This window comes from Tenacibaculum skagerrakense (assembly GCF_004345825.1).
Lineage (GTDB): Bacteria > Bacteroidota > Bacteroidia > Flavobacteriales > Flavobacteriaceae > Polaribacter > Polaribacter skagerrakensis.
The window spans coordinates 19117-39402 of the sequence record NZ_SLXM01000006.1 but is presented as its reverse complement, the minus strand read 5'-3'; the positions used below and the strand labels follow the sequence as shown (position 1 = coordinate 39402).

Annotated in this window: 21 protein-coding genes and 5 tRNA genes; 2 read left to right on the top strand and 24 right to left on the bottom strand. The window is 32.3% G+C overall.

Going from position 1 to position 20286, the window contains the following annotated elements; all coding sequences use genetic code 11:
- Positions 1 to 23: 23 nt before the first annotated feature.
- From rplL to EV195_RS10405, 24 genes are all read right to left on the bottom strand, one after another.
- The gene (rplL, locus tag EV195_RS10520; protein WP_132794916.1) at positions 24 to 401 is read right to left on the bottom strand and encodes a 50S ribosomal protein L7/L12; all 378 of its coding nucleotides are present in this window, start codon (positions 399 to 401) and stop codon (positions 24 to 26) included.
- A 47-nt stretch (positions 402 to 448) separates the two neighbouring features.
- Positions 449 to 967, bottom strand: coding sequence for a 50S ribosomal protein L10 (rplJ, locus tag EV195_RS10515; RefSeq protein WP_132794915.1), 519 nt, complete (start codon positions 965 to 967; stop codon positions 449 to 451).
- Positions 968 to 988: 21 nt separating this feature from the next.
- Positions 989 to 1681, bottom strand: a complete 693-nt coding sequence (gene rplA / locus EV195_RS10510; RefSeq protein WP_132794914.1) for a 50S ribosomal protein L1 — start codon at positions 1679 to 1681, stop codon at positions 989 to 991.
- 18 nt (positions 1682 to 1699) lie between these two features.
- On the bottom strand, positions 1700 to 2137 hold the full coding sequence (gene rplK / locus EV195_RS10505; protein WP_132794913.1) for a 50S ribosomal protein L11: 438 nt from the start codon (positions 2135 to 2137) through the stop codon (positions 1700 to 1702).
- Positions 2138 to 2203: 66 nt separating this feature from the next.
- A complete protein-coding gene (gene nusG, locus EV195_RS10500) occupies positions 2204 to 2752 on the bottom strand; it encodes a transcription termination/antitermination protein NusG (protein ID WP_132794912.1) in 549 nt (182 codons plus the stop codon).
- 3 nt (positions 2753 to 2755) lie between these two features.
- Positions 2756 to 2947 (bottom strand): preprotein translocase subunit SecE, encoded by a 192-nt coding sequence (gene secE, locus EV195_RS10495; protein WP_132794911.1) that lies wholly within the window; start codon positions 2945 to 2947, stop codon positions 2756 to 2758.
- A 17-nt stretch (positions 2948 to 2964) separates the two neighbouring features.
- Positions 2965 to 3037: transfer RNA gene (locus tag EV195_RS10490), tRNA-Trp, on the bottom strand.
- 52 nt (positions 3038 to 3089) lie between these two features.
- The gene (tuf, locus tag EV195_RS10485; RefSeq protein WP_132794910.1) at positions 3090 to 4277 is read right to left on the bottom strand and encodes an elongation factor Tu; all 1188 of its coding nucleotides are present in this window, start codon (positions 4275 to 4277) and stop codon (positions 3090 to 3092) included.
- A 63-nt stretch (positions 4278 to 4340) separates the two neighbouring features.
- Positions 4341 to 4413: transfer RNA gene (locus EV195_RS10480), tRNA-Thr, on the bottom strand.
- 13 nt (positions 4414 to 4426) lie between these two features.
- A tRNA-Gly gene (locus tag EV195_RS10475) sits at positions 4427 to 4499 on the bottom strand.
- Positions 4500 to 4523: 24 nt separating this feature from the next.
- Positions 4524 to 4606 (bottom strand) — tRNA-Tyr (locus EV195_RS10470).
- A gap of 44 nt (positions 4607 to 4650) precedes the next feature.
- Positions 4651 to 4724 (bottom strand) — tRNA-Thr (locus tag EV195_RS10465).
- 96 nt (positions 4725 to 4820) lie between these two features.
- Positions 4821 to 5129: an HPF/RaiA family ribosome-associated protein gene (locus EV195_RS10460; RefSeq protein WP_132794909.1), complete on the bottom strand. Its 309-nt coding sequence runs from the start codon at positions 5127 to 5129 to the stop codon at positions 4821 to 4823.
- A gap of 5 nt (positions 5130 to 5134) precedes the next feature.
- On the bottom strand, positions 5135 to 6022 hold the full coding sequence (locus tag EV195_RS10455) for a tyrosine-type recombinase/integrase (RefSeq protein WP_132794908.1): 888 nt from the start codon (positions 6020 to 6022) through the stop codon (positions 5135 to 5137).
- Positions 6023 to 6100: 78 nt separating this feature from the next.
- Positions 6101 to 6298: a 30S ribosomal protein S21 gene (gene rpsU / locus EV195_RS10450; RefSeq protein WP_132794907.1), complete on the bottom strand. Its 198-nt coding sequence runs from the start codon at positions 6296 to 6298 to the stop codon at positions 6101 to 6103.
- Positions 6299 to 6437: 139 nt separating this feature from the next.
- Complete coding sequence (locus tag EV195_RS10445; RefSeq protein ID WP_132794906.1) at positions 6438 to 7820, bottom strand: alpha-amylase; 1383 nt, start codon at positions 7818 to 7820, stop codon at positions 6438 to 6440.
- 189 nt (positions 7821 to 8009) lie between these two features.
- Positions 8010 to 9176 (bottom strand): acyl-CoA dehydrogenase family protein, encoded by a 1167-nt coding sequence (locus tag EV195_RS10440; protein ID WP_132794905.1) that lies wholly within the window; start codon positions 9174 to 9176, stop codon positions 8010 to 8012.
- Between the two features lie 22 nt (positions 9177 to 9198).
- Positions 9199 to 10074, bottom strand: a complete 876-nt coding sequence (locus EV195_RS10435; protein ID WP_132794904.1) for a ComEA family DNA-binding protein — start codon at positions 10072 to 10074, stop codon at positions 9199 to 9201.
- An 18-nt stretch (positions 10075 to 10092) separates the two neighbouring features.
- On the bottom strand, positions 10093 to 11781 hold the full coding sequence (locus EV195_RS10430) for an alanine/glycine:cation symporter family protein (protein WP_132794903.1): 1689 nt from the start codon (positions 11779 to 11781) through the stop codon (positions 10093 to 10095).
- Between the two features lie 171 nt (positions 11782 to 11952).
- Entirely contained in the window at positions 11953 to 12957 is a 1005-nt protein-coding gene (locus EV195_RS10425) for a potassium channel family protein (RefSeq protein ID WP_132794902.1), read from the bottom strand.
- Complete coding sequence (locus EV195_RS10420) at positions 12954 to 13178, bottom strand: PspC domain-containing protein (protein ID WP_394851310.1); 225 nt, start codon at positions 13176 to 13178, stop codon at positions 12954 to 12956. Before EV195_RS10420 ends, EV195_RS10425 begins: the two co-directional genes overlap by 4 nt.
- Positions 13175 to 15688, bottom strand: coding sequence for a CHAT domain-containing protein (locus EV195_RS10415; protein ID WP_132794901.1), 2514 nt, complete (start codon positions 15686 to 15688; stop codon positions 13175 to 13177). The genes EV195_RS10420 and EV195_RS10415 overlap by 4 nt, the downstream gene beginning before the upstream one ends.
- Before the next feature lie 3 nt (positions 15689 to 15691).
- On the bottom strand, positions 15692 to 17671 hold the full coding sequence (locus EV195_RS10410; protein WP_132794900.1) for a PKD domain-containing protein: 1980 nt from the start codon (positions 17669 to 17671) through the stop codon (positions 15692 to 15694).
- Between the two features lie 179 nt (positions 17672 to 17850).
- Positions 17851 to 18813, bottom strand: a complete 963-nt coding sequence (locus tag EV195_RS10405; RefSeq protein ID WP_132794899.1) for a hypothetical protein — start codon at positions 18811 to 18813, stop codon at positions 17851 to 17853.
- A 93-nt stretch (positions 18814 to 18906) separates the two neighbouring features.
- Here EV195_RS10405 and EV195_RS10400 point away from each other — a divergent pair, with 93 nt between their 5' ends.
- Both EV195_RS10400 and EV195_RS10395 read left to right on the top strand, forming a co-directional pair.
- A complete protein-coding gene (locus tag EV195_RS10400) occupies positions 18907 to 19494 on the top strand; it encodes an RNA polymerase sigma factor (protein WP_132794898.1) in 588 nt (195 codons plus the stop codon).
- Positions 19494 to 20216: a tetratricopeptide repeat protein gene (locus tag EV195_RS10395; RefSeq protein ID WP_132794897.1), complete on the top strand. Its 723-nt coding sequence runs from the start codon at positions 19494 to 19496 to the stop codon at positions 20214 to 20216. Before EV195_RS10400 ends, EV195_RS10395 begins: the two co-directional genes overlap by 1 nt.
- Positions 20217 to 20286 lie beyond the last annotated feature (70 nt).

Genomic DNA, 20286 nt, shown 5'->3' with positions numbered 1-20286 from the left:
CCACTTTTTTGTGGGGAGTTATATTACTTTAACTCTACTTCAGCTCCTGCTTCTTCTAAAGACTTCTTAAGACCTTCAGCCTCATCTTTAGATACTCCTTCTTTAATAGGTGCTGGAGCACTATCTACGATACCTTTAGCTTCTTTTAATCCTAAACCAGTTAATTCTTTAACTAATTTAACAACTGCTAATTTAGAAGCTCCTGCTGCTTTTAAGATTACGTCAAATTCTGACTTCTCCTCAGCTTCATCTCCTCCAGCTCCACCAGCTGGACCTGCTACTGCTACAGCTGCTGCTGCAGGCTCAATACCGTACTCTTCTTTTAAAATATCAGCTAATTCATTAACTTCTTTTACTGTTAAGTTAACTAATTGTTCTGCGAATTCTTTTAAATCTGCCATTTTAAATTGTTTTTAATTTTTTATTATTAGTTTATTAGTGCGCTTAATTATTTTTCTGATAACGTTTTTAAGATACCAGCTAACTTACCACCTCCAGATTGTAACGCTGAAACAACGTTCTTAGCAGGAGATTGTAACAATGTAATAACGTCTCCGATAAGTTCTTCACGTGATTTGATGTTTACAAGAGCATCTAATTGATCATCTCCAATATAAACAGCTTCCTCAACAAAAGCACCTTTTAATAAAGGTCTATCTTTAGACTTTTTTCTAAATTCTTTAATTAATTTTGCTGGTGCATTAGCTGCCTCTGCAATCATTAAAGACGTATTACCTTTTAAAACATTTGGTAAATCACCAAAGTCTTTATCTGAAGCTTCCATTGCTTTCTCTAACAATGTATTCTTCACAACAGCCAATTTAACGTTAGCCTTAAAACAAGCTCTACGTAAATTTGATGTAGTTAAAGCATCTAAACCAGAAATATCTGCTAAATAGATTGTACTTGTATCTGCTAATTGTGCTGTTAAATCTTGTATTACTTGTGATTTTTCTTCTCTAGTCATGATTGATACATTTTAACTGCCTTATGAAACAGATTTCACATCTACAGGAACACTAGGACTCATAGTTGAAGACATAAAAATACTCTTAATATATGTTCCTTTTGCCGCTGTTGGCTTTAATTTAATAAGTGTTTGAACTAATTCATTTGCGTTTTCAGCTAACTTTTGAGCATCAAAAGATGCTTTTCCGATAGCAGCATGTACGATTCCTGTTTTATCAACTTTAAAGTCAATTTTACCTGCTTTTACTTCTTGTACTGCTTTTGCAACATCCATAGTAACTGTACCTGTCTTTGGGTTTGGCATTAAACCTCTTGGTCCTAAAACACGACCTAAAGGACCTAATTTACCCATAACACTAGGCATTGTTATAATAACATCAACATCAGTCCACCCTCCTTTGATTTTTTGTAGGTATTCATCTAAACCAACATAATCAGCTCCAGCTGCTTGAGCTTCTGCTTCCTTATCTGGTGTAACTAATGCTAAAACTTTTACATCTTTACCAGTTCCGTGAGGTAATGTTACAACTCCACGTACCATTTGATTAGCTTTACGAGGATCTACTCCTAAACGTACTGCTATATCAACAGATGCATCAAATTTTACTTTTGTAATATCTTTGATTAATGCAGATGCCTCCTTTAAGTCATAAACTCTAGAGTTGTCAATCTTTGCACGAGCTTCTTTTTGCTTTCTTGTCAATCTTGCCATTTTAAATCTCTTTTAAGTTTAAGCAGGTGCATCACCTGTTACTGTTAATCCCATAGAACGAGCAGTACCAGCGATCATTCTCATTGCAGATTCTACTTCAAAGGCATTTAAATCTACCATTTTTTCTTCTGCAATAGTTCTAATTTGATCCCAAGTAACGTTTGCTACTTTCTTTCTATTTGGTTCTCCTGAACCTTTCTTAATTTTGGCCGCTTCTAATAATTGTACTGCAGCTGGTGGTGTTTTAACAACAAACTCGAAAGATTTGTCCTTATAAACTGTAATAACAACAGGTAAAACTTTACCTTGTTTGTCCTGTGTACGTGCATTAAACTGCTTACAGAACTCCATGATATTAACACCGGCAGCACCTAAAGCGGGTCCAACTGGTGGCGACGGATTCGCAGCACCTCCCCTAACTTGTAGTTTTACTAATTTACTTACTTCTTTTGCCATTGTTTAAGATTTAATTGTGCGTTTGTCGTGGAAGCTTCAAACACACTTAAAATATATATGTAACAGTTATATTTTCTCTACTTGCATGTAACTTAACTCTAATGGTGTTTTTCTTCCGAAAATCTTAACCATTACTTCAAGCTTACGTTTTTCCTCATTAACTTTTTCGACAATACCGTCGAAACCATTAAATGGTCCATCCACTACCTTTACAGTTTCTCCAACAGAAAATGGTATAGCTGCAGCTTCTTCATTAACAGATAACTCATCAACTTTACCTAGCATTCTATTAACTTCAGATTTACGCATAGGTACAGGATCTCCTCCTTTTGTTTCCCCTAAAAAACCTATTACACCAGTAACAGATTTAATTACGTGAGGAACTTCACCTGCAAGGTTAGCCTCAACCATAATATAACCAGGAAAGTAAACTCTTTCTCTGTTTATTTTTTTTCCATTTCTAATTTGAACAACTTTTTCAGTAGGAACAATAACCTGACTAACATAATCTGAAAGCCCATGTCTAGCTATTTCAGTCTCTATGTAAGTCTTCACTTTATTCTCTTGACCACCGATAGCTCTCACCACATACCATTTCATCACCGAATCAGCCATTTCTTAGAATATTTTAAAGAAGTTATCTAAACCTGTTTGAAAAACCTTATCTATTACTGCAACAGCTAATGCAAAAATAATAGTAAAAACTGCTACAACTACTGTAGACTTTTGAGCCTCTTCACGAGAAATCCAAGTCATGTTAGTATTTAACTCCTCAAAAGAGTCTTTTATGTATTGTATAAAGTTATTCATTGCTTCTAGAAAATTTGCACGGGTTGAGAGGCTCGAACTCCCGACACCTGGTTTTGGAGACCAGTGCTCTACCAACTGAGCTAAACCCGTATTAGAAAGGCATCCCTTAAAGGGATACCTTTAACTTATTTATAAACTATAATTAGTCTAAGATTTCAGTTACCTGACCAGCTCCAACTGTTCTACCTCCTTCACGGATAGCGAACTGTAAACCGATGTTTAATGCGATTGGTTGGATTAAATCAACTGTAATAGTTAAGTTATCCCCTGGCATTACCATTTCTACTCCATCAGGTAAGTTAATGTTACCAGTTACGTCAGTTGTACGTACGTAGAATTGTGGACGGTAGTTATTGTGGAAAGGAGTGTGACGACCACCTTCTTCTTTCTTTAAGATATATACCTCAGCTTTGAACTTAGCGTGTGGAGTTACAGAACCTGGCTTAACGATTACCATACCTCTCTTGATATCTTCTTTAGCAATACCTCTTAATAAGATACCAGCGTTATCTCCAGCTTCTCCTCTATCTAAGATTTGACGGAACATTTCAATACCAGTAACTGTAGAAGTTAATTTCTCAGCACCCATACCGATGATCTCAACAGGATCTCCAGAGTTGATGATACCAGTTTCAATACGACCAGTAGCAACAGTACCACGACCAGTAATTGAGAATACATCTTCGATTGGCATTAAGAATGGCTTATCAGTATCTCTTGGTGGCTCCTCAATCCAAGTATCTACAGCTTCCATTAATTCTAAAACTGTATCTACCCATTTTTGCTCTCCATTTAAAGCACCTAAAGCAGAACCCATTACTACAGGACCATTATCTCCATCATACTCATAGAAAGATAATAAATCTCTTACTTCCATTTCTACTAACTCTAATAACTCCTCATCATCAACCATATCCACTTTGTTCATGAATACAACGATTCTTGGAATACCTACCTGACGCCCTAATAAGATGTGCTCACGAGTTTGTGGCATTGGTCCATCAGTAGCAGCTACTACTAAGATAGCTCCATCCATTTGAGCAGCACCAGTTACCATGTTCTTTACATAATCGGCGTGACCTGGACAGTCAACGTGCGCGTAGTGACGGTTAGCAGTTGCATACTCTACGTGAGAAGAGTTAATTGTAATACCTCTCTCTTTTTCTTCCGGAGCGTTATCGATTTGATCGAAATCTCTAGCCTCAGAATAACCTGCGTCAGCTAAAACTTTAGTGATAGCAGCAGTTAATGTAGTTTTACCGTGATCTACGTGACCGATAGTACCCACGTTTAAGTGCGGTTTCGAACGATCGTAAGTTGCTTTTGCCATGATTATTAATTTTAATTCTTAGTTAAATATATTTAGTGTTATTTATAAACTCTACTTTAATAGAGCCAATGACGGGATTTGAACCCGTGACCTCATCCCTACCAAGGATGCGCTCTACCAACTGAGCTACACCGGCCTGGATAATTTAGAGCGGGAGACCGGGTTCGAACCGGCGACATTCAGCTTGGAAGGCTGACGCTCTACCAACTGAGCTACTCCCGCAATAATTAAACTTTTAAAAAATTGTGGGGAGAGCAGGATTCGAACCTGCGAAGTCGTAAGACAACGGAGTTACAGTCCGTCCCATTTGGCCGCTCTGGAATCTCCCCTACAAATTTTTACTATTTTAATGAACTTATTTTTTTCTATTTTGAGCCGATAGAGGGACTCGAACCCACGACCTGCTGATTACAAATCAGCTGCTCTAGCCAGCTGAGCTATATCGGCTTTTGCCATAAAAAAACAATCCGTTATTTCTAACGGACTGCAAATGTAAAAAGTAATTTCGAATTTGTAAAACTTTTTAAAGTTTTTTTTTCGATTTTATGATACTAAAGCATCTCTTTGCTTTTCTTTAGACTTTCTTAACTGCCTTTTTAGTGATTCCACACCTAAACTCACTCCTTCTTCAAAGGTTTTTGTCGTTTTCTTGACAATAAGTTCATTACCGGGTATATTGATTTTTATTTCAGTTATTTTATTTTCCTTATCACTCGTTTTTTGAACTTTCATAAAAACTTCAGCATCTACAATTTTATCGTGAAACTTATCTAAGCTCCCGACTTTTTTTTCAATAAATTTAACTAAATCAATGTCCGCTTTGAAATTTACAGATTGTGTGAATACCTTCATAATTTTCAACCTTTTTTTGGGCTCCTAGGATGAGCATTATTAAACACTTGTTTTAATTGTTCCAAGTTATTGTGAGTATAAACTTGGGTTGAGGCTAAACTTGAATGTCCTAGTAATTCTTTAACCGAATTTAAATCAGCTCCTTTTTTGAGTAATTCTGTAGCGAAAGTGTGTCTGAGTATATGTGGGCTACATTTTACCTTAACTGATACCTTACTAAAGTAAGAATTTATTATTCGATAAACAAGTGTTTCATATAATTTATTACCTTTTGAAGTAACAAATAAATATTCTTTATCAAAGCCTAATTTTGACTTCTCTCCTAAATACTTATTAAAGACTTTAATAGTCTCTGGTAATAAAGGCACCAACCTTTCTTTATTTCTTTTTCCTAAAACTTTTGCTGTTCTTGAATGTAACTTTATATCTGTTTCTTTAAGATTGATTAATTCGATCCTTCTCATACCCGTAGAAAACAATAGATCTATTAACAATTTATCTCTTAAAGAGTCGAAATCTTCTTCATTTAAATTTCGAAGTACTTGTTCTACTTCTTGAAAACTAAAAGGAATTTGGGGTTCTTTTTTTATTTTTAATGATTTATGTTTAGCTAGAGGATTAATAGTAATAACCTCTATTTCTTGAAGGTACTTATAAAACGTTTTTAAACTACTCACTTTTCTATTAACTGTACGATTAGAAACTCCTTGGTTTACTAAACTCACAATCCAATTACGAATCATATTATAATGTACTTCATCTAAAGAGCTAATATCAAAACTCTCCACACAGAAATTCTTGAAAGCTAATAAATCGGTTTGATATGCTTTTACTGTATGACTAGAGTAGTTTCGCTCTAATAATAAATAGTCTAAAAAAGAATTAATATACATGATTAGTAAATATACTAAAAAAGACAACCTGCACATAATTGTACAGGTTGTCTAAATAATTTAAAGCAGAGTAGCATACTATCCTACCTCTTCTTGTGTTCTTAATCTTTGAATGTAAGATGCTTTAATTTTCTGAGCTCTTTTTGCTACAGATGGTTTAGTGAACTGCTTACGATCACGTAATGTTCTCATTGTCTTTGTACGGTCAAACTTACGCTTGTAACGTTTTAAAGCTCTATCGATATTCTCACCTTCTTTTACTGGAATAATTAACATGTTTTTGCACCTCCTTCCATATGTATCTTATATATTTTGTTATCTACTTACTATTTAAATAGCTGTAAATAATAGTTTTTATATTTTTATTGGGCTGCAAATATACATATTAATTTTTATTTTTCTATTTATTTTAATTTTATTTAGGCGCCCAAACAGAATAACTTTTTGGAGGAACTTGAATCTTAACCCATCTACCTCCTTGAGTAACTGGTTCCCAGCTTGAATGTCCTGTATAATCTTTAATTCTAGTATTTGACCAATTTGTTTCTACCCAACGCTCTTGCCAAGAATTTGAATTATTTATATACACTACAAGACCTGCATTATTGTATCCATTTCTCTTAGCAACATATTCATCATTATCCGTATACAAAATAGAGGTACTTCCACCTGCTAAATTATTATGTATCCAAATAAGATTATTTAATTTCGACTTGCTTAACCACTCTTCATAATCTCTGTAAAATATAGTCGGATATCCTTCATGAGTTAATATGTAAGCATACGCCAATAGTTTACCATTATAAATCTCATCAGTATCATGATTTGCTACAAACGTTACCGCCTTTGAAGAGTTTCGCTTCCATAACATATCATCATTTAATCTATTCAAATTATTACCTTCAAAAGCATCTCTCATTCTGTAATAACAAGCAAAATCAAATGCAGATGCTTGAGCTTCTCCAGACCACCAATCTAAAGTCCCAGCATTACCATCCCAATATTCACCAACAGAAAAACCTCCAACCGCATTTTTCCATTCTCTTACAACCCAAGGCTCAAACCCTTTCACATAATCAAATCTCCATCCATCAAATCCGATTACATTCTTATAATATTTAGCAACACTATTACTACGTTTCCATAACCAGTCTTGCACGTATGCTTGATGATGACATAAATCAGGGAAACCACCAAAACCTCCTGAATCATTACTATGAACATTGTTTGGGTGAAAATCTGCATTACTTCTGTAAAAATTCCCAGATAAAGGATTAAAATCTGTATAATATGGGGTCCCAGTATATGGATTAGGTTCTAAATCTCCTCCACTATTATGATTAATTACTATATCAGCAATAACATTTAGTCCAACATTGTGTGCATTACTGATTAAACTCTGTAGTTCTGTTTTAGAACCAAATCTGGTTTCTGTACTTCCCATTTGGTTATATTGTCCAAAATCATAATAATCAAATGGATCATACCCCATTGAAAAAGCTCCATTTTGTGCTTTGGAAGCTGGTGGTAACCAAATAGCATCAATACCAGCATTACTCCAATCCTGCACTTTACCTTCTACAACTTGCCACCAAGTTCCTCCGGCAGGAACATCCCAATAAAATGCTTGCATCATTACACCAGTACCAATTTGTTTAAGCCCAGCTCTTGATGATACATTTACGTTCTCTTTTAAATTAGATTCTAATTGTTGATTATCTTGTTGAATAGTTGTTTCATCTGAACATGAATAATGAACAAACAAAATGATAATCAATAGTTTTTGAAAGGTTTTCATTTTATGTAAGTTTTTGTTTTTAGTGAAGTTATGTATTGAAAACCAAATTGCGAAATCGGTGTAGAAACGAAAACGATTTCGTGTTAATAAATTGATGAATTAATAAAAATAATAGTCCGAAATAGTATAAAAACAAAAATGAGAACCTAAAAAGATTCTCATTTTTAATATAGTTGTATCAATATAGTATTACGTTGCTGGCTTATATTCTTTTTTATCAATAACCATTTTCGCAATAATTTCTTTAAGAATTTCAGAAGTTCCTCCTCCAATAGGTCCTAAACGGCTATCTCTAAACATTCTCGCTAACGGATAATCTTCCATATAACCGTAACCTCCTAATAACTGTAAGGCATCGTAAATTACCTCATCAGCCATTTTTGTAGACAGTAATTTACTCATACTTGCTTCCTTTACTACATAAATTCCGTCATTTAATCTTTTTGTGATTGAATAATTATATTCTTTACACATATCTACTTTGGAAGCCATTTCAGCTACTTTATGACGCAATGCTTGGAAATTATTAATCTTTTTTCCAAAAGCCTCACGTTCATCCATATATTGAATAGCGTAGTCGACAGCATATTCGGCTCTAGCATGAGCGTTTACTCCCATTACCAATCTTTCTAACGCAAAATGTTGCATTATATAAGGAAAACCCTTTCCTTCTTCTCCCATTAAGTTTTCTTTAGGGATTACAACATTATCAAAAGCAATCTCACCAGTATCTGAAGCTCTCCATCCAAGTTTATTTAATTTGGTAGAAGAAACACCAGGCGTATCTCTATCAATTAAAAAGATACTCATTCCTTTGTGTTTATCATCTGGATTTGTCTTAGCCGCTACAATTAAGTAATCTGAATACACACCGTTAGTAATAAATGTTTTTGAACCATTAATTACATAATTGTCTCCATCTTTGATAGCAGTAGTTCTCATTCCTGCAACATCACTTCCTCCAAAAGGTTCAGTAATACAAAGACAACCAATCATTTTTCCTTCAATACTTGGTGTTAAATATTCTCTTTTGATTCTGTCATCTCCTTCTTTATTCAAGTGTGTCATTGCTAAATAAGCATGCGCCCACATTGCAGCTGCAAAACCTCCTGAATTAATTCTTTGTAATTCCTCAAGAAAAATAACAGTGTAAAATAAATCGAGGTTTAGTCCTCCATACTCTTCGGGTTGATTTAAACCAAAATAGCCCATTTCTCCGAATTTCTCCCAGATAAAACGGTCTATAGTTCCAGTTTCCTCCCATTTCTCTATATGCGGTACTACCTCCTTCTGTAAAAAGTCTCTAAAACTTTTACGAAAAAAATCATGCTCTTCAGTAAAATACATACTGTATATAAATTTTAATTTGGTTGTTTGTTTATTCTGCGTTCAAATATAAGACTATTCTATCGTATTTTTTTTGTGGGAAATCTTTAATATTTCTTAATTCTGCAATGTCTTGTAGTTCGGCTACCTCATCTCGGTACTCGAAAATTTTCTTACATAAATCGTAGTCTATGTAAGGAATAGCCAATACTTCCTTGAATTTAGCCGTATTAACATTCAATTTTTTAATAGTAGGTATTGATTGAATTGAGAAAACTTTTAAGATTCTTTTAACTACTACATCCTCTAAACCCCACACTTCATTTAACTGGTCATCGAATGAAAAACCTTGTAATTTAGAACGATACTTAATAATTCTTTCTGACAACTTATCTCCTACACCATTAATTGTTTTAAAATCTTCTTGAGTGGCTAAATTAATATCATTAGTAGAAATATTGACTTCTTTATTAAAACTGGTTTGTTTTGAAGATGCTACTACTTTTTTATTAGTAACCCAATCAGGAAATTTAAAATAAGGTGAGATTATTAAAAGTAATGAATCTGACACCCCTGTAACTTTTTGAAACTCTTGAGCCGAGTTTACATATTTATCAGTTAACCTAAACTGATGAAGCCTATCTATTTCCTCTGTAGACATTCCCAATTGATAACCTTTAAAATCAGTAATAAAATTAGGGTTAAATGGAAATAACTTTGGCTTTCTTTTTTCTATCTCAACGTTTCTTAAACTATCAATTTCCTTTTCAAAAGCAATGATTTCGGAGGTGTTTAAATTTACCTCATCTGTAGTAGAAAAATCTACAAAAACATAAACTAATTGCGCTAAAAAAATAAGTATAATTAAAAACAAAACTCCATTTCGTTGGCTTTTTGTGTACCAGAAATGGAGTTTATTTTTTTTCATATTTATATAAAACAACTATTATTCTACTGCGTCTCTTTTCAGTTGAATATCACCTAAATACCTTTTCAATTGTTTTTTAACAACTGGCATTAAAAGGTATAAACCTACCATGTTAGGGAAAACCATTGCAAAGATCATAGCATCAGAGAAATCCCAAATTGATTTCATACTTGCAGCAGCACCAATTACAACAAAAGTTAAGAATAAAAGTTTATACGTTAAATCTGCTTTCTTTCCTCTTCCGAATAAAAATTTCCATGATTGTAAACCATAGTAAGACCAAGAGATCATTGTTGAAACAGCAAATAAAACTACTGCTACCGTTAAAAATAGATTAGAATATGGTATGTATTTAGCAAATGCTTTAGAAGTAATTCCTGCACCTTCATAAGCTACTCCGTCGATAAACACGGTTCCTGTTCCATCTCCTCCATACACAAACTCACCTCCGAAGTTGAAAATAATAATAACTAAAGCTGTCATTGTACAAATTACAACTGTATCGATAAAAGGCTCTAATAATGCTACTAAACCTTCTGAAGCTGAATACTTAGTTTTTACTGCTGAATGGGCAATTGAAGCTGATCCTGCTCCTGCTTCGTTAGAAAAGGCCGCTCTTTTAAATCCAACAAGTAATACCCCAATTACACCACCTACACCTATTGCTGTAGGGTTAAAAGCTTCTCTTAAAATTAATGATATTGCATCATCAATTAAGCTAAAATTAGCTCCTAAAATATACAAACAAGCTAATAAATATAATATTGCCATAAAAGGCACTACTTTCTCAGTAACCGAAGCAATTCTTTTAATTCCTCCGATGATTATAATTCCTACAAGAATAGCTAAGGCAACACCAATGATAGCTCCAGCAGCAGTACTCTCTAATCCTAATAATTCTTTGATAACAATAGTAGCCTGATTTGATTGAGCTGCGTTACCTCCACCGAAAGATCCACCAATACAGAAAATAGCAAATAATACTGCTGTAATCTTACCAAGTTTTTGGAATCCTTTCTCTTTAAGTCCTTTCGATAAATAATACATTGGACCTCCGTATACGGTTCCATCTTCTCCAACATCACGATATTGAACACCTAAAGTACATTCAACAAATTTTGTAGACATTCCTAATAATCCACAGATAATCATCCAAAATGTTGCTCCTGGACCACCTAAAGCAATTGCAAGTGCTACTCCGGCAATATTTCCATTTCCTACAGTACCAGATACAGCTGTAGCTAACGCTTGGAAATGCGAAACCTCACCTTGTTCGCTCTCATCTCTAATGGTATCTTTAATATCACCATCAATCTCTAAATCGCTGTGTAAATTCTCAATATTTTCAATATGCTCTTCAATATTATCTACATTGTTCATATCAACTCCTTGAGCAATACCATCTTCACCATATAAAATTTGAGCTCCATGTTTTTCAATATCTTCATACTTTCCTCTAACAACATTAATAGCCGTCATGAAATACCTGATATTAGGAAACCCAAAGTAAATTGTAAAGAAAGCAGCACTGGCTACTAACAAAATTAATACGAAAGGAGTTCCAAAAATAGGAAAGAAAATAACACTGCTAAAGAAGTCTGAAACTGGCTTAAAGGCTTCGTCAATTTGTTGATCCAAACCTTTTTCTTGAGCAAAGGTTAACATCGGTACTATAGTTAGTAGTAACGTTAATAGTTTTTTATTCATAATAGTGTAAATAATAGTTTTTTTGAATTAGTGGTGCGCAATATCTTAAAAAACTGACCTTTTGCCAAGTTTTTCAAGTTAAAACTGAATTTTAATAGTTTTTTTTTGATTATTTTAAGACTAAGCTCAAGTATTTACAGGAAAAATTAGACAAATATTATTTTAATAAAACTAAAAAAGCTCTCTAAGTTTTATTATTTGTTCTGGTCTACCTAATACAATTAAGTTTCCTCCAGCTTCTAATTTTAGTGAAGACTCTGGATTAATTATATACTCATTATCAGCTGTTTTATAACCAATAACTGTACAACCTGTTTTCCTTCTTAAATCTAAATCCAGAATTGTTTTGTTTAAATATTCTTTTGGTAAACCATCAATATCTATGTCTTCTAAATTAGCAGAAGTATCACCATCAATAGTTAATCGATCAACAAATTCGATTACATCTGGAGTAACTACTAACGAAGCCATGTGATCGCCACCTAACTTATCGGGCATAATAACATTACTAGCTCCAGCAATTTTTAACTTATTGTAAGTAGTTTCTTTTGATGCTCTACTAATAATTTTACATTGATTATTTAACTGATTAGCTGTTAATACTACAAATAAATTATCTGCGTCCGAAGGTAGAGCTGTGATTAAAAACTTCGCCTTATTAATTCCTGCTTTTAATAGCGTATCATCAGAAGTAGCATCTCCTTCAACATTTAGCACCTTAGATTCGTCTAACAGTTTAATAAGTTCTTTATTTTTTTCAATAACTACTACATTACGTTTATAACTCTTTAATTTAGCTAATGCCTGTTTTCCATTTCGACCAAATCCACAAACAATAATGTGACCATCTAATAATTCTATTTGTTTTTGCACTCTTTTGATTTTTAGTTGATGAAAAAAATCTCCACTGATAAGGTACTCAGAAAATGAAGAAACTGCATACCCAAATGTAAATAAGCTCGATAAAATTAAAAATATAGTAAATACCTTTTCTTCAGATGTAAAAGGATGAACTTCTCCAAACCCGACAGTAGTTACAGTTATAACCGTCATGTAAAAAGCATCAACAAACGAATAACCGAACAACAAGAAATAACCCATTATTCCTATTGAAAAAGTTAATCCTGTAAAAAAAACAGCTTTGTATAAACGAGACCTTAGTACAATTCGAATCATAAATCAAAAACTGAAGTTCTTTTGGTATAAATCATATCTTTTAGTCGAAGTAGAAATGCAATAATTAAGTACAATCCAAACGACAGCCCAACAGTAACAAATGAAATGTAAATAAAGAACAAACGTACATTTACTGCTCTCATACCTAAACGATCTGCCAGTCTTGATGAGACATCAAAACCATTTCGTTCGAAAAAGTGTCTAATACCATTAACTATCATAACTTTATCTGTTTTCTTAACCGTAAAAATATTATAAATAATAGTAGTAAACTAAAAATCATAAATAATAATTGATTAGAATCTTCTTTAGGCTGTATAGAGCCATAATACACAAATGCTCCCCAATAGTACGGAGATTTGTAAGCATTCTCTATAGTTGGATTGGTTAAATACTTTATTTTAGATTGATGATTTGCTTTTGAGATATCAGCCTTACTTTTTAAGCTTGCGTAAAAATTCCTTACAATCTCTGAAGAAGATTTATCATTAACCTGCCATAAGGTAAAAAGAATATTTTCTGCACCTGCATAACTAAAACCTCTTGCTAAACTCATAGAACCTTCACCTTTAACTAAGCCTCCTACTCCTGTTTCACACGCACTAAGCACTACTAGATTGGCCTTACAATTTAAACTGTACAATTCATTCTGATATAACTTTTGATCGTAAAAATCGATAAAAGCCTCGCTTGAAATTCCTTTATTTTCTGCATGAGTAGAAAGATGGATTATTGAATTTTCACCTACTTCTCTGATGAAATTTATCTTATTAGCTTCTTCATTTTTAAAGATATTCGATGTGAAATTCGCTTTTATTGCCTCAGCTTCATTTTCAGAGAACTGCAATTCTTTAGATGTATTTTTAAAAATTGGAAAAAAGCCTGTTACATAATTATCTTTTTCTCTCGGTTTACTAGCTGAAAACATCTGTGTAGTAAAGTTGTAGACTATATTTTGTTGTTTGATTACAAATGGCATCTTTTGAAAAAAAATAGATTCAGTTTTTTCAGTCAATAAAGTTTCAAATGGAATAAAGTTTAAAAGTCCGTCTGTTACAATCCCAACATTATCGTAAGAAGCCAGCTCATCAAATTTCAAGCTCTTGTAGAGTTTAAAAGAAAGCGTTGTGTAGTTCTTTACATTGTTGACTATATTTTTGGGCGTGTCAAATAATTGAATGTAATTAATTATATCTTCTCTCAATTCTGTTGTAATCTCAATACTGTTTACTTTTAATTCACTTTCATCAACTATAAATTGATGTATTCTATTATTCCCAAAAAAGTAAACCACAAAAACACTTTCCAGATTATTTGCCATCCGTTTTATCTCTGACAAATCAACGTTATCACTAGCTAAAAAAGGATATTTATCACATAGCTTTTTATTCAATATTATTAGCTCCTTGTCTATTTCTGAAAATAGTAAATTATACTTTTCAATAGAATCTTTAGATTGTAAATGATAGTTTACTTTGCTAAACTTTGTTATCAGTTTCTCTTTTTGTTGTTGGAGTAATTCTTCTTTAATTAATAAGCTATCAGTTGTATTTTTTCTTCTTAACTCTCTAATATTTCTTTTCCTAAGTAACACTGATGATTTCCCTTTATTAGTATACTGAAAAGCTCTTTCAATCATGTTTTTATTCTGAGTTTCAGAATGGTTTTTTAAAGCTAACTCAATACATTTTTCACTTCTTTTCCTAGAATTCACTTCGTATAATAACTGAGTTTGCTGAGTTGTTGTTTGTTGTTTCATTAAGTCTTCGACATAAAAACTCATATCATAAAACCCTAATGATGATTCGATATTATTTGCCAGTTGAGCTTTCATATCAAAAATATCTATTAAAAGACTTTCGGGATATAAACCACTTACATCAATAGGTTCTTTATAATCAGGAAGTAAACCCTGTAAGGCTAAGTTTAAAATTTGATTTGCGTTTTTTTCTTTTTCTAGAAGTAGTAAAAGCTGTGCTTCTTCTAACCACCATTTAACTTTCTCTCGAATGGATTGAACATCTTTAAAACGTTCACTTTTTGCTTTTTCAAAAGACACATAGGCTTCTTTATAATTACCATTCACCAATTTCTTTTTGTAGTTTAAGTAATCTGAATTTACATCTTCCTTCCAATTTCTCAACAGAACATAACTATTGTTCTTAATGACGTTCAACCGCTGTTGTTGTTTACCATTTACCTCATACAGTTGCAGTGTTTCATCTATGATAGTTACAACTGTTTCATGCTTGCCAATACTTTGATACAACAAACACAAATTGATAATTCCCGCTACTTTCTGTATCAGACTTTGTTTCTCTTCTGCTATAGAAATATAGAGTTTAATGATCCGCTCTGCATTAGCATAGTTATTGGTTTGGGTATATAAATTACCCAAAGGTTTTAAGCAATATTCAATAATATCATAGTTACTCAGCTCTTTCTTATTAAATCTTGCCCATGCTTTTTCATAATATGTAATGGCTTTTTGAAACAAGCTCTTCTCTTTCAGAAAATAAGCTGTATTACATTGAAGAATTACCAATGCTAATTGTTCTTCTCTTGAACTAACTTCAACTTCAAAACTTTTCTCTTTTTCTAATAATTGCTGAAGCACTGCCTCAGTCGGATTTGCTAAAAAATCATCTAAGGTTGTATAAATTTTGCCCTCTAATTTTTGAGCTGAAATGCATAAAAAACTACAAAAGAAAAGTGCTTGAAATATTCTCATGCATTAAAATTTCCAAATTAAGTATAGCTGCCAATAGTTATCATCTCTGTTCGTATTAAAAACATAACGTGCACCTAAACTAGGACCAATCCTAGAAAATCCTGCTGTAGCTTCCAAGAGAAAACCTTTTCTAAAGTTTGTAAACGAAGTATTCTCTTTATTTGAAACTGTATTAGTAGTTACTTGTATTTCTCCATCTCCTTGAATTGGTTGTTCCGTTATTTCTATAGAAGTATTGTTAGTTCTCTTTTCATTCAAGCTAAACTTACCTTGTATACCACCTCCTAAACCAATGTAATTATTTACGTTATATCGAACTAATAGTGGAATTTCAACATCTACATTAGAATAATCCGACACAACAGATGTTCGGGTTGTTCTTCTAATATTTACTGCTGGCAAATCTTCAACAACTTCAGTGGTTTGAGTATTACTTTTATAAGAATGTAAACTGTTCAAAAGTTCTAACTGCCAATACCATCTGTACGATTTAAAAGGAGAAATTGTAGCTCCTAAAAAATAACTGCTTGAATTATTTAAATTGGTATACGAGCTATATCCTGCTTTAGCTCCTATTGATATTCCGGGTAAAAACCTTGTGGTAGACCTATTGGTTATAATGGGGTCATTTTTATCAAAAATAATTGAGGTTTTACTTACTGTTTTTCTTTTATGAAAATCATCTCCAAATCTAATACTGTATTTCACAAATCCTTTAGTAGAGTCTTTTTCTTGAACTCCTTTCTGATTGCTACCCGGAAGGTAAATATTTTTAAAGGTAAAAATTGCTTGTTCTTTTGTAAAGGTGGTGTCCAAACAGCTATAAGTAACTGGTTTTTTCGGACAAATAACAGCTTTCGGGTACATATCTACCACTTTAATAGTTGATTTGTCATACATATCAGGAATATCAGTTTCTAAACGAATCGTTTTAGCGGGTCCTTCTCCATCATTTTGAAATTGGATTTTATACTTCACCGTTTTAAACTTTACAAATCGATAGTTTAAAATTGTTCCGTTTGAAGACATTTTATTAGGATCATGTGACGTAACGATTTCCATTTCTTTTTCCTTTACTTTATGATTTTTAAAGTTTCTATCTGGAACATACACTCCTCTAATTGTAATGATAGCGCTAGTATCTTTTAACATTTCTGGAGGTGTTTTTAATGTAAAAAAAACATTTCTTTCCTCATTAGGATTTAAGTTATCGAAATTAAAAATGCTCCAATTCTTATAGTATTCTTTGGATTCTTTCAAGGTTTTATTTAAATCTGTTTTTGTAGAATCTTGCAATTGCTGAAAGCCTACAAATTCATCTGAAAGTGAACTATATAAAATAGCATTATCGTTTATCTCATTTATCTCAGCTACTTGATTCTCTTCTTCTAACAACAATTTCTCATCATGATGTGTTCTAATATCTTCTATTTCAAAATTATTGCTCTTGTATTGTCTTTCATTATAAAAAACATACAGTTGTCCGTTTGCTACATATTGTTTCGGATTTTTATACCTCAAAACCAAAACCATTTCTTCATCTGGGACAGGATTTCTGTTAATAAGCAAATCAAAATCGTTGTTCATAGTTGCAACAGTATTTTTTGCAGATGAATTCTCATTAATTGAAACTTTTTGTGGTCTTGTTGCAGGTGGCTTACCAGAATCGTAATGATTGGTAACCCATAATTTCACTTCATAATCTCCTTTTTCTTTGTATGTATGTTTTGGTGATTTCTCTTTACTATAATTACCATCCCCAAACTCCCAGAAGTAAGAATAATAGGCTTTAGGAGCTCCAGCAATCTGAGTAAGCTTAGGCGGAATTGGCGTTAAAACTATTTCGTTGTTTTTTAAGACGTAGTTAATTTTAGCCTCTTTTCTGACTGTATCCTTTTTTATAATCTCTTGAGCTTGAAATTTGAATATCAATAGAAAGAATAAAAAAACTAACGTTGCTTTTAGATTTGGTTGAAAATGCATAGAGTAACATTCTAATAGTTAAGTAAATATATAAAAAGCATCTTAACTCTATAATTAGAATTAAGATGCTACCAAACAAGCCTCTAAATCAGCGTAACTAATATCACTAACACAGTAATAAATAATAGTATTGAAAACTTTACTAAATTTTCTTTTGTCGCTTTTTGTGCCATCATTAATTAATTTAATAAGGTCAATGCATCTAAAATATCATCTGTTGAAACAGCATTGAAGTTTAAATTAACGTATGCATCAGTTCCAATAGTTACCGTTTTTGTAGCCATATATTGTTGATTATCCTTTATCGTTAATCCAACGTAAGTTACTTCTAAACCTAGTGGTAATGAATTCACATAACTTTGTAAACCATTAGCATAAGTTTGCGTAAAACTGACAACCGCAGGCAAATTATTTTCTTTAAATATTAAAAAGATTCTAGCTTCACTTTGATTTGGACTTGATGTTAAATCAACATAATTAGTAGTCTTAGTTCCAGGATAACTATAAAACTTATCACAGTTAGTCCATCCTAATTCAAAAACATCATAGATATAACTATCAGGAGCCGATTGAAATCTTACTTCTGTATTGAAAAATTGATTCCAAACTATGTTATCATCAGCACCAACAGTACCTATAAACGCTCTCATGTTAGGATCTTCTCCTCCCGTTGAAGGGACACTAATTTCAATTGGTTTTCCTGGCGCACTTGTTAAAGTAATACCATTCTGTTCTGCTATGATTTCTGTTTCTCCTTCCGATAATAGAAAAGTATTTTCTCCAGAATTGTTTACTGCATTTGTTGGTTTATTTGATAAAATCATGTCACTAACAGTAAATAGCTCTTTTATCTTAATATCAATATTACCAGTTACTATATTTCCACTTGGGTCTTGAAATGAGTTTGGTTGAAATGTAATTTTTGTTCCTTTTTCTCCTGTGATTTCTCCTCCTGCATCAGCTGAAACACTAAATGATTGATATTGTACTCCGTTAATTTCAAAAAACTCTTCCATTGAATTGTAATTCACTAATTCACAATTACCATCACAGTTGTTATCTAAACCGTTATTATCCTTCGAACAGTTCATAAATAATAACATTGAAAATATCATTCCGAATAAAAATCTTGTTGCCTTCATAATTTTAAGTTTTAAAGTTTTTACACCCTTATATCAACAAGATGGAAATATTGTTACCCCATTTTTTTTAAATTAGCAAAAAAACCAACCTAAATGCCTGAAAAAAAGGTACACAAAGACCAACGATACATTGATGGATTAGCTTCCAATAACTCACTAATCATACATGATATTTATGAACAGTTTGCTCCTAAAATCATTCAATTCATAAAAAACAATAGTGGTAATACTGAAAAAGCAGAAGATGTTATTCAAGAAGTATTAATAGCCATTTACAATCAGGCAACTAAAAAGAATTTGAAACTCACTTGTCCGTTTGATGCATATTTTTTTCTACTATGTAAACGAAAATGGTTAAACGAATTAAAAAAAGCCAAGAAATTACAGGTAACAAATTTAAACGAAGAAGTATCTAAAGATGAAGCGTTAGAAGAGTTGGTTTTAGAAGCTTCTGTATTTGAACGTAAACATCAATTACTTGAAAAAATGTTTCAACAATTAGGTAACGCATGTAAAGACTTATTAAAAGTATGCTTTAGTCTACAATCTATGGAAGAAGTGGCAACAAAACTGGGTATTTCTTATGCATATGCTAGAAAGAAAAAATCACAATGCATAGGTAAATTAACACAATTAATTTCAGCTACTTCTGAGTATAATGAATTAAAAAACAATTCTTAATGGAGTATAAATTTTTAGTATTTGAACAGTATTTAGCAGGAGAGCTTTTAGGAGAAGAGCTTACAAAATTTGAAAATTTACTTCAAACTGATATTGATTTTAATGAGTCTTTCAATTTATACAAAGAAACTCATACTTTGTTAGAAAGTAATTTTAAAAATAAGAAGGAACAACAAGAATTTGAAAACAACCTTAAGAAAATATCAGGAAAGCATTTCAAAAAGACAAGATCAACAGGTAGCAAAAAATGGTATTATTCTGTTGCAGCTAGTATAGCTTTATTAATTAGTGTATACCTATTTTATCCAAATTCTGAACTTTCATACGAGGAGTATGTAGAGTATCCTAATGTGAATTTCACAGTTAGAGGCAATGAAAACACAACACTACTCGATGCTCAAAAAGCTTTCAACAAAAAAGATTTTGATACTGCTAGCAAATTATTTTCGGAAGCTTTGAAAAAAGACACTGAAAACACGGAGTTGAAGTTATACAAAGGATTCTCTTTAATTGAAATTAATCAATTTCAGGAAGCAACAATTCTTTTGAAACCTATTGCTACTGGAAGCTCAAGTTATAAATACACCGCTATTTGGTATTTAGCTTTGAGTAACCTGAAACAGGAAAAATATTCAGAATGTAAAGAGTTGTTAACGCAACTTCCTACAGAATTTACTCAGTATAAAAAAGCTCAAAAGCTTCTAAAAAATTTACCTAAATAAAGAACTCTAAATACAATTTGAAATCTCCATGAATTAATAAATTCTATTTGGTAACTTTGCTTTTTTGTGT

Coding starts and splice junctions, on each gene's coding strand:
- rplA (WP_132794914.1), bottom strand. CDS start 1,681: ATGGCAAGATTGACAAGAAAGCAAAAAGAAGCTCGTGCAAAGATTGAC.
- EV195_RS10455 (WP_132794908.1), bottom strand. CDS start 6,022: ATGTATATTAATTCTTTTTTAGACTATTTATTATTAGAGCGAAACTAC.
- rplL (WP_132794916.1), bottom strand. CDS start 401: ATGGCAGATTTAAAAGAATTCGCAGAACAATTAGTTAACTTAACAGTA.
- rplJ (WP_132794915.1), bottom strand. CDS start 967: ATGACTAGAGAAGAAAAATCACAAGTAATACAAGATTTAACAGCACAA.
- rpsU (WP_132794907.1), bottom strand. CDS start 6,298: ATGTTAATTATTCCAGTAAAAGAAGGTGAGAATATCGATAGAGCTTTA.
- EV195_RS10425 (WP_132794902.1), bottom strand. CDS start 12,957: ATGATTCGAATTGTACTAAGGTCTCGTTTATACAAAGCTGTTTTTTTT.
- EV195_RS10430 (WP_132794903.1), bottom strand. CDS start 11,781: ATGAATAAAAAACTATTAACGTTACTACTAACTATAGTACCGATGTTA.
- EV195_RS10415 (WP_132794901.1), bottom strand. CDS start 15,688: ATGAGAATATTTCAAGCACTTTTCTTTTGTAGTTTTTTATGCATTTCA.
- EV195_RS10395 (WP_132794897.1), top strand. CDS start 19,494: ATGGAGTATAAATTTTTAGTATTTGAACAGTATTTAGCAGGAGAGCTT.
- EV195_RS10435 (WP_132794904.1), bottom strand. CDS start 10,074: ATGAAAAAAAATAAACTCCATTTCTGGTACACAAAAAGCCAACGAAAT.
- rplK (WP_132794913.1), bottom strand. CDS start 2,137: ATGGCAAAAGAAGTAAGTAAATTAGTAAAACTACAAGTTAGGGGAGGT.
- EV195_RS10460 (WP_132794909.1), bottom strand. CDS start 5,129: ATGAAGGTATTCACACAATCTGTAAATTTCAAAGCGGACATTGATTTA.
- EV195_RS10410 (WP_132794900.1), bottom strand. CDS start 17,671: ATGCATTTTCAACCAAATCTAAAAGCAACGTTAGTTTTTTTATTCTTT.
- EV195_RS10420 (WP_394851310.1), bottom strand. CDS start 13,178: ATGATAGTTAATGGTATTAGACACTTTTTCGAACGAAATGGTTTTGAT.
- tuf (WP_132794910.1), bottom strand. CDS start 4,277: ATGGCAAAAGCAACTTACGATCGTTCGAAACCGCACTTAAACGTGGGT.
- EV195_RS10400 (WP_132794898.1), top strand. CDS start 18,907: ATGCCTGAAAAAAAGGTACACAAAGACCAACGATACATTGATGGATTA.
- EV195_RS10405 (WP_132794899.1), bottom strand. CDS start 18,813: ATGAAGGCAACAAGATTTTTATTCGGAATGATATTTTCAATGTTATTA.
- secE (WP_132794911.1), bottom strand. CDS start 2,947: ATGAATAACTTTATACAATACATAAAAGACTCTTTTGAGGAGTTAAAT.
- nusG (WP_132794912.1), bottom strand. CDS start 2,752: ATGGCTGATTCGGTGATGAAATGGTATGTGGTGAGAGCTATCGGTGGT.
- EV195_RS10445 (WP_132794906.1), bottom strand. CDS start 7,820: ATGAAAACCTTTCAAAAACTATTGATTATCATTTTGTTTGTTCATTAT.